At 69.5% G+C, this 13883-nt stretch carries 10 protein-coding genes; 2 read left to right on the top strand and 8 right to left on the bottom strand.

What is annotated here, in order from left to right; genetic code table 11:
* Window positions 1–2706 (bottom strand): RICIN domain-containing protein (locus E1165_RS08750; protein ID WP_132389529.1); only part of this gene is annotated, 2706 nt, incomplete at its 3' end.
* 809 nt (window positions 2707–3515) lie between these two features.
* Here E1165_RS08750 and E1165_RS08745 point away from each other — a divergent pair.
* Window positions 3516–5036, top strand: coding sequence for a non-reducing end alpha-L-arabinofuranosidase family hydrolase (locus tag E1165_RS08745; protein WP_132389527.1), 1521 nt, complete (start codon window positions 3516–3518; stop codon window positions 5034–5036).
* A gap of 205 nt (window positions 5037–5241) precedes the next feature.
* Here the strand turns inward: E1165_RS08745 and E1165_RS08740 are convergent, their stop codons facing one another.
* Entirely contained in the window at window positions 5242–5967 is a 726-nt protein-coding gene (locus E1165_RS08740) for a TetR/AcrR family transcriptional regulator (RefSeq protein ID WP_132389525.1), read from the bottom strand.
* 24 nt (window positions 5968–5991) lie between these two features.
* On the opposite strand from E1165_RS08740, the gene E1165_RS08735 reads away from it, so the two are divergent.
* The gene (locus E1165_RS08735; protein ID WP_243704662.1) at window positions 5992–6483 is read left to right on the top strand and encodes an NAD(P)/FAD-dependent oxidoreductase; all 492 of its coding nucleotides are present in this window, start codon (window positions 5992–5994) and stop codon (window positions 6481–6483) included.
* Between the two features lie 164 nt (window positions 6484–6647).
* Here the strand turns inward: E1165_RS08735 and E1165_RS08730 are convergent, their stop codons facing one another.
* The 6 genes from E1165_RS08730 to E1165_RS08705 form a co-directional block, all read right to left on the bottom strand.
* A complete protein-coding gene (locus tag E1165_RS08730) occupies window positions 6648–7508 on the bottom strand; it encodes a DUF2470 domain-containing protein (RefSeq protein ID WP_132389537.1) in 861 nt (286 codons plus the stop codon).
* Between the two features lie 160 nt (window positions 7509–7668).
* Window positions 7669–7965, bottom strand: coding sequence for a DUF1540 domain-containing protein (locus tag E1165_RS08725; protein WP_132389523.1), 297 nt, complete (start codon window positions 7963–7965; stop codon window positions 7669–7671).
* Window positions 7966–8339: 374 nt separating this feature from the next.
* Window positions 8340–9485: an alanine racemase gene (locus E1165_RS08720; protein ID WP_132389521.1), complete on the bottom strand. Its 1146-nt coding sequence runs from the start codon at window positions 9483–9485 to the stop codon at window positions 8340–8342.
* Window positions 9482–11080, bottom strand: coding sequence for an IucA/IucC family siderophore biosynthesis protein (locus E1165_RS08715; protein WP_243704661.1), 1599 nt, complete (start codon window positions 11078–11080; stop codon window positions 9482–9484). The genes E1165_RS08720 and E1165_RS08715 overlap by 4 nt, the downstream gene beginning before the upstream one ends.
* Window positions 11077–12702 (bottom strand): IucA/IucC family protein, encoded by a 1626-nt coding sequence (locus tag E1165_RS08710; RefSeq protein ID WP_132389519.1) that lies wholly within the window; start codon window positions 12700–12702, stop codon window positions 11077–11079. Before E1165_RS08710 ends, E1165_RS08715 begins: the two co-directional genes overlap by 4 nt.
* On the bottom strand, window positions 12699–13868 hold the full coding sequence (locus tag E1165_RS08705; RefSeq protein ID WP_132389517.1) for an acetyl-CoA carboxylase biotin carboxylase subunit family protein: 1170 nt from the start codon (window positions 13866–13868) through the stop codon (window positions 12699–12701). Before E1165_RS08705 ends, E1165_RS08710 begins: the two co-directional genes overlap by 4 nt.
* Window positions 13869–13883: the final 15 nt, after the last annotated feature.

Raw genomic sequence — 13883 nt, 5'->3', positions numbered from 1 at the left:
ATCACGAGACAGGTTGCGAAGGGTCCATCGCTGGTTCGCGCCGCCGTTGCACGACCAAAGGATGATCTTCGTGCCGTTGGCGCTGGCGGCACCACTCGCATCCATGCACAGTCCGGACTGGGCGTTCGTGATGGTGCCGTTGGCGTTGATGTTCCACTGCTGGTTGAGTCCGCCGTGGCAGTCCCAGGTGATGACCGTGGTGCCGTTGCTCGTGCCTCCGCCGTTCGCGTCCAGGCACTTGTTGCCGAACACGGTCAGCTGCCGGCCGGCGGTGTGGGTCCACCGCTGGTTCGTGCCGCCGGAGCAGTCCCACAACTGCACCTGGGTGCCGTTGGTGGTGCTGGAACCAGGCACGTCGACGCACCGGCCGGACTGGCCGCCCACGATCTGGCCGTTCTGCTGACTCCCGCCGCTCTGCTGCCTGACGATCGACCTGGACTCGGGTGACCGATTGCCTTGGGCGTCGAGGACGTAGAGCCGGTACTCGCCCGGCGCCGTCGGAACAGCTAACGACGTGGCGGTGCCGTCCGCCCTGGTCATCGTCGGGCCGGCGACGAAGGTGGTGGTACCGGAGGGGGCCAGCCAGATCGTCCTGGTCTGATCGCCGGTGCTGCGGACCGGAATCGACGACGTCCCGCTGCTGACGGACGTGCTGGCCGGTAGTACGTAGTCCGGCAAGGAAAGATTGCTCTGCGGGATGATGTCCTGATATGCGCTCTCAAGGCCCGAGTTCACGGCGATACCATATGCTGCCGCCGGCCAGACATAGTCGGAGGAGACGAGAATATCCTGGACGGTGCTGTTCGGCAGATTCTTGTTGGAGACCTTGTTGATCGGGCCGTAGGTCTGCGTGATGTTCAGGTCGTGCTTGCGTCCGAAGTCGTCGGAGTTGATGAGCCACGTGACATTCTTGTCCACGCTCAGGACGTTGTCCCGGAAGGTGATGTACGCCGAACCCTCGTCTGGGTGCAGCCCGTACTTGTGGCCGGCCGGGACGCCTTGGAGATAGTTGTCGTGGATGGTGGTCCCGGGCTGGCTGCCCAGCGTGTATATGGGAGCGGTGTCGCTGAGCCGCTGCACCGTGTCGATGATGTGGTTGTAGCTGATGTTGTTGTTCTTCGCCGTCGTGGTCGGCCGGTTGGGCGCGATCGAGCCGGATGACCCGTCGAAGTTCCACCACCCCCATCCGAGCGTTATGCCCGACCACGGAGTCTTCTCGATCCTGTTCCGCTGGATCGTGAGGGTGTCGGCGAAGTACGCCGAGATGGGACTGTGCCCGTTGAACAGCACGGCACTGTCATAGATGTAGTTGTTCTTGATCTCGATGTTCTTGGGCAGTCCCTCGACCTGAGGGGGGTACTTTTCGCGATTGGTCGACGTGTGGTCGCCGATATAGACGTGCTGCGGGTGGCCGACGGTAACAGCAGACCCGGCGATGTCGTTGGTGTGGTTGCCGGTCAACTGCGTGTTCTGCACGTCGTTGACCATGTTGATCCCGTCGGCACCGGTGTGCTGGATCCGGTTGCGCTGCAGGACCAGCCCATCGGCGTTCTGGATCTGGACTGTCCCGGGAGTGACGTCGACGTTGCGATAGTAGTAGACGTGGAAGTTCCCCTTGGCGTATGCCTGGGCGCCCAGGTTGCCCTGCTGGGCTTGCTTGAACGCGGAACCGGCCACATTGAACAGGTTCCAGTCGGAGTGCTGTACCGTGAGCCCGGAGAGCGTGATGTTACGGGCGTGGACGCTGGTCGAGGTCCCCGCGACCCGCAGCACGGTGGACACGTTGTTCGGCGCGAAGACCGACGCGGTTGTCATGTTCTCCGAACTGGCCTTGTAGTAGTACACCGTACGGCTGGTCTTGTCGAAGTAGAACTCTCCCGGCGTGTCCAGGAACTCGTAGGCGTTCATGACCTTGTGGCTGCCGCCGATCTGGGCGTTGCCGTTGAACGCGCCCTGGGCGATGGCCGCGCCGGGTTGCTGGAACAGCGCAACCCGGTTGGCGCCGTCAGCTGTCGTGGTCACCTGGCGGACTCCCACGATGGCCGTGGTCCAGGTGGTCGCCGTTTCGATCTCGATATCGTCGTGGTTGCGGGCGATGGCAGGGAAGTCGGACAGGCTGTATCTGGCGCCGTCGCACTGTGAGCCCGATTCCCAGGCCCATGCGGCTTGCCCGGCCGTGATGTTGTACGTCCCGTGGCATCCCGCCGAGTTGATCGTCTTCGAGGCCATGTACGCCCGCTTGTCGTTGACATAGAGCGTACGCAGCTTGTTGGCGCGGTCGAGCGGCGCTTTCCAGATGTTACCGCTGTGCTGGGTCCACCCTGTCACCTGAACACCGGCATCCAGGACCGGGGTCTCGTTAGGGTAGGCGGAGTATATGACCCGGTGACCGTTGGTGCCCGAGTCGCTCGGCCCGAACTCGATCGTGTTGCTCACCGCATAGCTTCCGCCACGGAGATAGACGTAGATATCGCCTGTCATGTTCGCGTTTATCGTGCGAACGGCGTCCCGTGCGCGCTGTACGGTTCTGAATGGTGACGTGATCGTTCCGGTGTTGGTGTCGTTGCCGTCGGGAGCGACATAGTAGGTCGCCTGGGTCGCGGCCGAAGCCGGCTTGTGATCTGTCACCACGGCTGTCGACGCGGCGGCGGCGAACACCGCGACTGCCAGCAGCGACCTGCCAATGATGGAAACGGCTGACTTCACGCACTGTTCCTTTCGGGTCCGGATGCTGAGCCGCGAGGACGTGGGCCATCATGGGCGCGGAGGAACTGCCGACCGCGATCCGGGCCGGGGCCAGTTGTCCCGAGTCCTGCCGCACCCGCGATCTCGAACGCCACGACCGCCATGGCCGGCCACAGTGTCACTGCTTCATGGCTGCTCACTCTCGACGTGGAGATGATGAGATCGGCTGCTCCCAGCGCTGCGACCGCAATGTACGTGGAACATAGGTCGTGTGATGTATGATGTCAACAAGCTTCAATGTCTTGTGGTTAGAGGTGTCGGTGCCGGGGGCGGGTCGAAACACTGGCGCGGGTCCGCCTCGCTGTCGTCGGTGATCGCGACAGGCGCTGGGCTGACTGTCCGCGGGCGCGACCGAGCGCTGGTGGGCGTGCGCCCGCACCGCCACGTGTCGGCCGCTGCGGCGGTCGCTGGCGCCGGTGGAAGGGTTGCGACGTGGCACCGGATCGGTCGGGGCTGACGAGGTCGAGCCTGGGCGGGGTTCGGCGGGTTTCGACGAACTTTCCGAAACATTGCCGAAACTTCTTGACGCGGTTCGCTGTTGTCGTTCACAGTCCATCGCATGGTGCGGTGAGTCACACCACCCAGTGGCAACTTGTCGCCACGTCCCTACACCCTTCTGCCTCGGGCCACTACGGAGAGAGCACTCTGTTAGCGCTAACAGCCAGTGGTGTCGATGCCTGGGCCGCTGCTCGTGCACGGGTGTCGTCGGTGCCCGCACCGACGTGGCGCGCTTCATGTCGGCGGTTCGGATGATCGAAAGGAGAGATGCTATGCCGGTTGGATCTGCGCGCACCGCGAGGTGGCGTCGGTGGCGGTCGGGGTTGGCCGCCTCGGTTGCCGCGGTCGTCGTGGGCAGCGCGCTCGTCACGGTTTCCGCGACGTCGGCGTCGGCGGCCACGGTGGACACCAATGCGTGGTACGTCTTGGTGAATCGAAACAGTGGCAAGGCATTGGACGTGTACAACCTGGCCACCAACGACGGCGCGCGGATCACGCAGTGGTCGCGAAACGACGGAAACCAACAGCAGTGGCAGTTCGTGGACTCCGGCGGTGGCTACTACCGGATCAAGTCCCGCCACTCCGGCAAGGTCCTGGACGTCTCCGGCCGCTCCACCGCCAACGGCGCCGCCATCGTCCAGTGGGCCGACGTGAACGGCACCAACCAGCAGTGGCGACTGGCCGACTCCGACGGCGGCTACGTCCGGTTCATCAGCCGCCACAGCAACAAGGCCATCGACGTCGCCGGCGCCTCCACCGCGGACGGCGCCAACATCCAGCAGTACGACGACTGGAACGGCACCAACCAGCAGTGGCAGCTTGTCCGCGTGGACGGCGGAACGCCTCCCACCACGCCGCCGCCGACGACGCCGCCGCCCGGCACGTGCAACCTTCCGTCGTCGTACCGCTGGACCTCGACCGGCCCGCTGGCGCAGCCGCGGTCGGGGTGGGTCTCGCTCAAGGACTTCACCCACGCCCCCTACAACGGCCGGCATCTGGTCTACGCGACGACGCACGACCATGGAACGAGCTGGGGCTCGATGAATTTCGGCCTCTTCACGAACTGGTCCGACATGGCCTCGGCCAGCCAGAACCAGATGCCGTTCTCCGCTGTCGCGCCTTCGCTGTTCTACTTCGCCCCGAAGAACATCTGGGTGCTCGCCTACCAGTGGGGTGGCCCCGCGTTCTCCTACCGGACCTCGACCGACCCCACCAACGTGAATTCGTGGTCGCCGCACCAGACGCTCTTCACCGGGAGCATCTCTGGCTCCGACACCGGCCCGATCGACCAGGCGCTGATCGGTGACGACACGAACATGTACCTCTTCTTCGCCGGGGACAACGGCAAGATCTACCGGGCCAGCATGCCCATCGGCAACTTTCCGGGCAGCTTCGGCTCCAACTACACGACGATCATGACCGACACGAAGGCGAACCTGTTCGAAGCGGTTCAGGTCTACAAGCTCCAGGGACAGAATCGGTACCTCATGATCGTCGAGGCGATGGGCGCACGGGGTCGCTACTTCCGCTCGTTCACGGCCACCAGCCTGGGCGGTACGTGGACACCGCAGGCCGCGACCGAGAGCAACCCCTTCGCCGGCAAGGCCAACAGCGGTGCCACCTGGACCAACGACATCAGCCACGGTGAACTGATCCGTACCAACGCCGATCAGACCATGACCGTCGATCCCTGCAACCTGCAGTTGCTCTACCAGGGTCGTTCGCCCAGTTCCGATGGCACTGACTACGGCCGCCTGCCCTACCGGCCGGGTCTGCTGACCCTGCAACGCTAACGGCTCGGTTTCCGACCAGGATCACGTAGGACCGCAACGGCGGGCTCGGTGCAAGACCGAGCCCGCCGCTGCAATTCCAGCATCCTCTCGGGGATCGCTCACGTTGCGTGTTGGCCGAGAGCGGCTGACGCTCGGGCCGCCGCAGGTCCGACAGTCTGGTCGAGGGGTATCGGTGTTCAGCCGATACGGGCCCGCGAGCAGTGGATCACGTGTGGGGATGGTTGGTGATGCCGTCCAAGATGGTGATCAGGTTGTGGTGGAAGGCTTCCGCGGCGTCGAGGTGGGCGCCGTCGACGACGATCCGGGCGACGGTGGGGTAGCGGCCTGTTTCGAGCATGCGTGTCAGGTAGGGCCCGAGGGCGGCCTGCCACGCGGACACGTCGGTACCGGTGGAACGGGTGGTGCGGCGCTCGGTGATCTCGCTGCGGAGCGCTCCGACGATGAACGCGTTGAGGACGCCCAGGGCCCGCTGGAGATCGTCGATACCGCGCACGCCGGGGGCCTGAATGAGTGCCGCCGCGGTCGATTCGCCCACGGCGAGCGCGTGAGGTCCCAGGTGTGGTCTTGCGCCGAGCAGGTCGGCGAACCACTCATGTTCAAGGGCGGCGTCGCGGGTTGCGTGAACGATGGCCAGTACCGTGGCGCGCCACTCGGAGTGCTGGCCGGCCTCGGCGATCTGGGCGTACACGGCGTCGACCATCAGGTCGAGCAGTTCGGCTTTGTTGACCACGTAGTCGTAGAGCCGCATCGGACCGACGCCGAGCTCTTTGGCGATCCTGCGTACCGACAGCCCATCGAGACCGTGTGCGTCGGCGATCCGGATCGCCGTGGCGGCGATCTTCGCGCGGCTCAGCGGCACCGGCGTCGCCCGCGGCTGAGGCTCGGGCCGTTCCCAGACGGGCAGCGGTGCGCTACTGTACGGTGTATCCATAGCTTACATCGTACGGTAACGGAGATGAAGATGCGCATCGCGATCGCCGGTGGCGGTTTTGGCGGTCTGACGTTGGCCCGAATCCCGCATCGGCACGGCATCGGCGCGGTGGTGTACGAACGCGAGGCAAGCCGATCCGCGCGATCACAGGGCGGGTCGCTCGACCTGCACCCGGAGTCCGGGCAACGGGCCCTGGCCGACGCGGGTCTCGCCAGCCGGTTCCGGTCCGAGGCGCGGCCGGAGGGCGAGGAACATCGCATCCTCGCCCCGGCCGGACGCACCCTCGTGCACCACAAGCCACAACCCGGCTCGTTCTCCGGACGTCCCGAGATCGACCGCGGCGCGCTGCGTGATCTCCTGCTTGACTCACTCCCCGCCGACACTGTCCTGTGGCAGCACCGGCTCGTCGCGGCGACGCCACGACCCGACGGAGGCTTCCGGCTGACCTTCGCTGGCGGCCACAGCGCCGACTGCGAGGTCCTCATCGGCGCGGACGGCGCACGCTCGGTCGTATGATGCTGTCTCCCACCGCAGCGGACGACGTCACCCGCTTCTTCACGCCACGGCCCACCGAGCCGGCCCCCGCACGGTGACAACGCGCACCCTGCCGGCCCTGCCCCCGATAGCCGCTCCTGCCCTGCAGGATCGGGTGTCCGTTCATCGGGAGGTCGTCGAGGAATCTACGAATGCTCCACTCCGTCAGGTGCGGAGCCGGCGGATGTATCCCGCCGGACCGCCTCAGCGAGCAGTGTCCGCAGGCCTTCGGGAAGGTCGGCACTTTTCGTGACCCGATGGACGAACGGAAGTCGGACGTCGGTGTGCCCGTCCGGTGCCTCGGCGCGCAGCACGATGCCGTCAGCGTCGACAGCGACCGGTACGACCCGCGCGGACACCGCAGTCAACGCCGGATCGAGCAGCGTGACGAGCTGGCCGAAGACATCAGCATGCTGCTGGGTGAGGTGTTGCAGATACTCGGCTTCGTCGGCGGCGAGCGGGTCGGGGCGTGCGGTGCGATAGGCGCTGATGCTCACCGTGGTATCGCTGCTGTCGCGACCGAGGCCGACCTCGACCGGTTCGAACGCCCAGAGCGCCACGGGCGGCAGGTCGAGCAGTGACATGATGGTGTCGCCGTCGCACGAGTCCAGAACAGCCGGGTCGAGCCGGCGCACCGTACCCAGCATCCGTACTCTGGCCCGCACCCGGGACCGTACGGCGACCGGGACGAGTTGCGTGACGTCGAGGCGTACCGCACCCGGTCGACCGCGCGTGGCGACAAGCAGGCCGCCGGTCTGGGTCATCGCGTCAACCGCGAGGACCACCGTGCCATCGGGCAGGACGGCGTGCGATTCGATGAGGTCGACGGTGGCGTCGCCGAGCCGGAGCCGCAGCGACGGCGTGGCGGAGAGAACTGAGCGTGCCATCACGGCGTCGGCATCAGTCAGCGTGGCGTGCGCGCCCGCCACTGACGGTTCCGCTGTCGCGGCGGCGTCAGTGGCGGGCGGGGCAAGCTCCGCGGGTCGCCCGGCTGGGTGCAACGCCATGTCAGTCTCCTTGGCCATCAAGTAAAGGTGAGGTCGGCCTAGGGTTATGACGTTAGTAGGTAAGGCTTACCTTTGCCAAGGCGGCGTCCTGGTGTGCCGCCGTGGCCGGTCCGCCACTGCCGGTATGCCGCTGACCGGGCGGACCGGGTGCCGCGTTCTGTCAGGCGGGCTGGTAGGTGAGGCAGTCGCTGGCGGTGGCGCCTGGTCCGACGGTGATGGACTTGGCGGTACAGGCGAGGTTGGTGTTGTAGACACACTCCGAACGCGCGCAGGCGCCCACCGCGCCGGTCACCTCCGCGATCCCGCCCCGCACCGGAGACTCGACGAATGTCGCGCAGGAGGCGGCATCACCCGTCGACGCCACGGTGATCGCCGGAGCGTGGCAGCCGTTGGCGTTGAAACTGCACGCCGTAGCGGCGCATTCACGTACCGGGGGTGTCTGGAGCAGGGTTTTCACGGGGTGCCCTCCATGCTGTTTCAGACCAGCGGGCAGAGGAATACGTCCGCCCGCCTACTCATTCGTCAGTTCGTAGTTGCCGCGCATGGGGAAGGTGAAACCACGGGCGGCGCCTGTTCTTCGGAACGAACTGTAGCAGCGAAGCGTTACTCATAGCAGGCTGGCCGACGTTTCTGCCACGTGTCGGCGATGAATAATGCTAGCCTTTCTTTTGGTAAGGCAAGGCTGGCTTTACCTTATCGGGAACGAAATCAGGGTGGCCGGCCGTCCGCGATTCGGCTGGAAATAAATAGCTGTCGACCGATTGGTCATCGCCGTCTTGCGGAGGTGGCCGACCGGACGCGGCGGTCCGGCCCGGAGCCGCCGTGTCAGGGTCACGACCGGGACGGTCGAGCCGCCCAGTCGGCGGCCAGCCGCTCCGGATCACCGGTACGGAACTCCGGCGGGTCGTGCAGCAGGAAGTCCCGGTGGCTGATGTTCCAGGCGTACGCGCCGGCCATGGCGAAGAGCAACACGTCGCCCACACCGATCGGTCCCGCCGTGCTTGACCGGGACAGGACGTCCTTGGGGGTGCACAGCTGCCCGACCACGGTGACCGGCCCGCCGTCGGTGCAGGGGCCCCCGCCGTCCCGCCGCCGGTGCACCGTGAACGGCTGCGGATGCCCCTTGGCCGCCGGTGTGCGCAGGTGGTGCGTGCCGCCCGCCACCACCACGAACCATTCGCCGCGCGAGCGCTTCACGTCGATGACCTCGGTCAGGTAGGCCCCGCAGTAGGCGGTGACCGACCGCCCCGGCTCGACCCGCAGCCGCAGCCCGGGGTACGCGTCGAGGACGTCCGCCAGCGCCCGGCCGTAGCCCACCCAGTCGAACCGCACGGCCGGGTCGGCGTAGTCGACGGCCATGCCGCCGCCCACGTCGACCTCCGTGGCGCCGACCTCGGCGACCGACCAGCGGACCACGGCGGCGGCGACCGCGCCGGCGAGCGGGGCGTCCAGCCCGCTGGCCAGGTGGGCGTGTACGCCCCGCACCTCGACGCCGGCGGGTGGGTGGCGGACGCATTCCACCGCGTCGGCCGGGTCCATGCCGAACGGACTGGGCCGTCCGCCCATGATCAGGCTCGCCCCCGGGGCCTCCACCGGGAGGTTCACCCGGAGCAGCACCCGGGCCGGCGTGCCGGCCGCGACGGCCAGTGCGCCGAGGCGTCGCAGCTCGGCCGGCGACTCGACGTGGATGCGGTCCACCCCGGCGGTGAGGGCGGCGGCGAGGTCCTCGTCGGTCTTGCCCGGGCCGACGTACGCGGCCGGGACCCGTCCGGGCAGCACCTCGGCCATCCGGCGCAGTTCGCCGCGACTGGCGGTCTCGAACCCGTCGACGATCGGGGCGAGGATCCGCAGTACGCCCGGGTCCGGGTTCGCCTTGACGGCGTACAGCAGTTCGACCTGCCTGGGCAACGCCGCCCGGACGGCGCGGGCATGCATGGCCAGGCCGTCGAGGTCGTGTACGTAGACCGGCCGGCTCACCGCGGCGCTCCGATCGGGTTCGGCACCGGCACGAACGGCGCGGCGCGGTCGGCATCGCGCCCCCACCGCACCAGGAGGTTGGCCTTGGCCACCAACGGTTCGCCGCGCAGCAGCGCGCGCAGTTCCGGAGGATCGTCGAGGTCGGCGGCGACCGCCGCGAGGACCACGCCGAGCTCCCGCCACAGCTTAGGCTCGATGCCGGGCCGCGCGTCGGCGAGCGCGCCGCAGATGCCGGCCAGGTGGTTGACGAACAGGCAGTAGATGACCCGGCGGCGGGCGTCCCGGGGCTCGTACCCGGCCTGCGACGGGACGCCCGGTGGCCAGGTGGCCCACCGGCTGGTGTCCAGCTTCGCCCCCTCCAGGTCCCGCAGCAGTAGTCGCACCGGGCGACGCTCGGAGTCGAGCACCACGACCACGTTCTGCAGGTGCGCCTCGTACACGACGCCATGACGCAGCCAGCTGTGCAGCACCGCCGGCACGAGCAACCCGACGTACGACCGCCACCAGGCCACCGGATCCACCGCCGGCAGGGGCGCGGCGGCGAGCGCCGCCGCGAGCAGCGGCGTCTCCCCGGGGCCCAGGTGCGGGCGCAAACCGGTGCGCAGGATCGTGCCGTACGCCTCGTCCGCGCCCGGCGCGTCGACCGTGCGGTAGGCGGGCTCGGTGAGCAGTGCGACGCCGGCCGGCAACGGCACCCGGGAGAGCAGATCGGTCAGGGCGACCGCGCCGGTGAGTTCGTACCGGGCGTTCTTGCGCAGGCAGTTGGTGATCCGCACGTGCAGGCTGGTCTTGAGGAACAGATCGGCCTCGGCGGCGTAGAGGGTGCGCACACTCGCCGTGGGGCGCACCGGGACGCCGGCCGGGCCCAGCCGACGCAGCCGGAGATGCGTCGGCGGGACAAGCGCCAACTGCCAGGGATGCACGGGCAACACCTGGTGCCCGGCCGGCGGACGCGGGGGATCGAGGGCCGCCACCAGCGGATCGAACGGCCCCGCGCCCGCGACCAGGTCGTCCGGGACCGCGAGCCAGTGCAGCCGGAACGCGCGACGCAGCTCCGGCGCGTACGCCCGCCAGCTGTCCGCGTCGCCGCTACGCCACTTCGGGGCAGGGTGGTGCGGATGGCCGAAGAGCAACGACTGTTCGGAAGCCACGTACGCGTCGATGGCCGGATCCCCGGTGGGGGTGGGATCCCGCTCCGGCCGCTCGGCCAGCAGCCGGGTCACCGCGTCCCGACTGGCCCGCACCTGGCCGGCGAACTCGTCGTTCGTCCGGCCGGTGCGGGCGGTGAGTTCCGCGGCGACCAGCTCGGCCAGCCGGGCGGCGTCCAGATCCGTCCACCGGTCGCCGTCGAGCCCCAGCTGCACCGGGCCGGCGTAGCGGTGCGCGCCGACCGGTGAGATTCGCGCGACGGCGCAGCGCAGCGCCACGTCGAGGTGCCGTAGCCGGAGCACCGCCGCACCCCCACCCACGGTCATGTCGCCGTCGGGCAGGGCGATCTCGCGTAGCAGGCAGCCGAAGAGAGCGTGCGCGGCGGCCAGGTCGGCGTGCCGGTCGGCGTCGAGGCGTTGCCGAGGTCGCGACAGCGTGTCCGTCAAGGTGTCTCCCGCAGGTAGTTCGGGCCGGTACGCCGGTAGTACTTGTTGACGTCGGCGCAGCCGAGCCGCTGCTTGGGCAGCAGGGTGCCGGCGGTGAGCATCGCCTTGACCGGTAGTCGGGCGGCGCGCAGGACCCGCTCGGTGAAGAACCGCGCCGTGGGCCCGTCGCCCCAGCGGTCACGAGCCGCGGCCAACCTCGGTGCCAGCGCGGCGGCCGGCGACGGTAGGCGTACCCCCCGGGCGGTGAGAGCGAGCAGCGGCGCCGCCGCGGCCAGGTGCAGGGTGATGGTGATGAAGACGTCGGCCAGCTCCTGCGGATCGCGTACCCACATCCGGTCGTCCCGCAGCGCGAGCCCAGCGGGTGCGCGATGAGGCGGGTCCAGCCGGGCGCCGTCGTTGTCCTTGTAGAGCAGGCCGACCGTCCCGTCCGGATGCACCAGCAGGTGGATGTTCTGCGGGTGGGACTCGAGGGCCACCCCGTACCGCAGCCACAGGCAGACGTGCCAGTCGAGCAGCAGGTCGAGGTAGGACTCCACCAGCTCCGCGGGGCGCGCGGCGATCCGTTCCAGCACGGTGCCCGCCACCGGGTCGGGCGCGGCGAGGGCCGCGACCGGCACCACCTGGACCCCGACCAGGTCGCGTGGGAAGCGGCGGATCAGGAAGCTGAGCCGGTCGTCGTCGCCGGCGTGCCCGTAGACGCTCTCGTCGGCGTGCCGGATCCGGCCGGCGAAGGCCGGTTCCGCGCTCGCGATCCGGTCGAGCAGCCCGGCGACCGCCGCGCCGTCGGCGAGGGTGTCGGGATGCAGGGTCCGCCGGTTCCGGGCGCCGAGGGTCGCGGTCGGCAGCGGCAGTTTCAGATGGGTGTACGGGTCCTGTGCGAGCGCCACCGTCCGCATGGAGAGGGTGGGCCGTACGGTGATCGCCGGCTGGTCGGTGACCGGCAGTCCGTGGCGTTGCGCGGTGAGCGGATGCACCGGCATCAGGAACCGGTCGGTCCGGGGCGTCCGTGGCCACCAGTCGGGAAGGTCACCGGCGAGCCGTACCGCCTCGGCGCGGGCGGCGTACCAGCGCAGGGTGAAGCGGGGCGCGTGCTCGGGGGAGTACCGGCGCAGGTCGTCGTCGTCGAGTCCGTGCCGGCACCGGTCGGTGGGATAGACCGGATGGCCGGCGTACGCGGCGAGCACGTCGTCGAGCAGTGCTGCCGGCATGCCGGTGGGGGCGGGCGTGCGTTCGGCCACGACCTCGGCGAGCACCCGCCGCCGGGCCGCCGCGGCGAGCCGGCGGGCCCGCAGGTCGGCCTGGCACTCGGTGGTGAAGGCCTGCCAGCCAGCCTCGGCCTCCGGGTCGTCCTGCGGAGCGAGCACCGCCAGCAGGCCGTCCACGGTGGTGACGTCGCGGGCGTCCGCGTCGTGGGCGACGACGCGCAGCACCGGTGCGGCGCTGCGCAGAGCCTGCTGGAAGCCGTCCGCGCGGACCGGGACCCGCAGCAGCCCGCCCCGGTGCCGCACCGCCCACCAGCCGGGGCCGTCGGGCCGGCCGCTGCTGAACAGGCCGAGGTGGTCCTCACGCAGCAGGGCGTCGAGCACCCGGCCGAACACCTCCCGCTCGCTGTCGTCGATCATCCGACGATCGTCCACCGCAGGCCACGTCGGAAGGCGGCCAGCGCGGCCCGGACGGTGTCCCGGTCGGGGCCGACGGCGTGCAACGACGCGAGGTAGTCGCGGTTGGTGCCGCTCCGGTCGGCGACCCTGCCCACCTCGCGCATCGGCCGGCAGGCCAGCCGGACGCCGTCGCGGACGGTGTCCAGCCGGCCGGGAGCCGCGGCGAGCCGGCCCGACCGGTCGGCGCAGACGTACTCGACGCGGGCGTGCCGGGCGACGGTGGACGGGTCGGGCAGGTCGAGGGCGGTCAGCGGCTCGCCGAGGTGCAGCCGGATGACGTGCTCGAACAGCGGCACACCGAGCAGTTCGGCGAGGATCAGGTCCATCCGGTCGCCGATCAGGCGGTAGTTCACCTCGATCAGCCGCACCCGGCCGTCCCGCACGACGTACTCGGTGTGGCAGGCGCCGAAGCGCACGCCGAGCGCGTCGAGCCGCGCCCGGAGCGCGAGGTCGTCCCGCTCCGGCGGGGGCGACCAGTCGAGGCTGGTCTCGGTGAACGTCGGTGGTGGGCCGAGACCGGTGTGCCACCCGCCGAGGACGGCGAGGCCGGCCGCGTCCCCGAGGGTGTCGTAGGTGCGTAGTTCGCCGGCGAGGTACTCCTCGACCACGAGCGCGACGTCGGGCCGTCGTCGGCGGATCTCGGTGATCCGGGCGGCCAGGTCACCTGGGTCGGTCACCAGGTAGGCATCCTCGCTGGCGACGCCGTCGCGGGGCTTGACCACGGCGGGAAACATCCCGTCCGGCACCGCGGGCGCCGTACCCGGGTCGACGGTGACGGTGCGAACCAGATCGAGCCCGGCGGCGGCGACGGCCCGGCGGGCCGCGGCCTTGTCCTTGCAGAGCCGGGCGGCGTCGGGGTCCTTGCCTGGCAGGCCAAGCCGGCGGGCGGCGATCGCGGTCGCCTCCTGGAGGTGGTCGCTGTTGGACAACAACGCCGCCGGCCGGGCCGCCGCCGTGACGACGGCCGAGGCGTCGCGGACGGCGCACCCGGCGACGGGCGACCCGGCGGGCCACTGCTCCGGCCGGTCGGTCAGCACCGTGACCGGCAGGCCGAGCGAGGCCGCCGCCGGTAGGAATCCTTCCAGGACGGCGTCGGTGGGGTTGAGCGCGGTGAGGTACAGCCGCATCCCGCCTCCGTCGAC

Source organism: Micromonospora sp. KC723, from assembly GCF_004348595.1.
GTDB lineage: Bacteria > Actinomycetota > Actinomycetes > Mycobacteriales > Micromonosporaceae > Micromonospora.
Note: the sequence above shows the minus strand (reverse complement) of the source record. Positions and strands in the feature narration are given on the sequence as shown.

What these genes read in the sequence shown, in the direction of transcription:
- E1165_RS08745 (WP_132389527.1), top strand. Translation starts at nt 3,516, where the DNA reads ATGCCGGTTGGATCTGCGCGCACCGCGAGGTGGCGTCGGTGGCGGTCG.
- E1165_RS08740 (WP_132389525.1), bottom strand. Translation starts at nt 5,967, where the DNA reads ATGGATACACCGTACAGTAGCGCACCGCTGCCCGTCTGGGAACGGCCC.
- E1165_RS08735 (WP_243704662.1), top strand. Translation starts at nt 5,992, where the DNA reads ATGAAGATGCGCATCGCGATCGCCGGTGGCGGTTTTGGCGGTCTGACG.
- E1165_RS08730 (WP_132389537.1), bottom strand. Translation starts at nt 7,508, where the DNA reads ATGGCGTTGCACCCAGCCGGGCGACCCGCGGAGCTTGCCCCGCCCGCC.
- E1165_RS08710 (WP_132389519.1), bottom strand. Translation starts at nt 12,702, where the DNA reads ATGATCGACGACAGCGAGCGGGAGGTGTTCGGCCGGGTGCTCGACGCC.
- E1165_RS08705 (WP_132389517.1), bottom strand. Translation starts at nt 13,868, where the DNA reads ATGCGGCTGTACCTCACCGCGCTCAACCCCACCGACGCCGTCCTGGAA.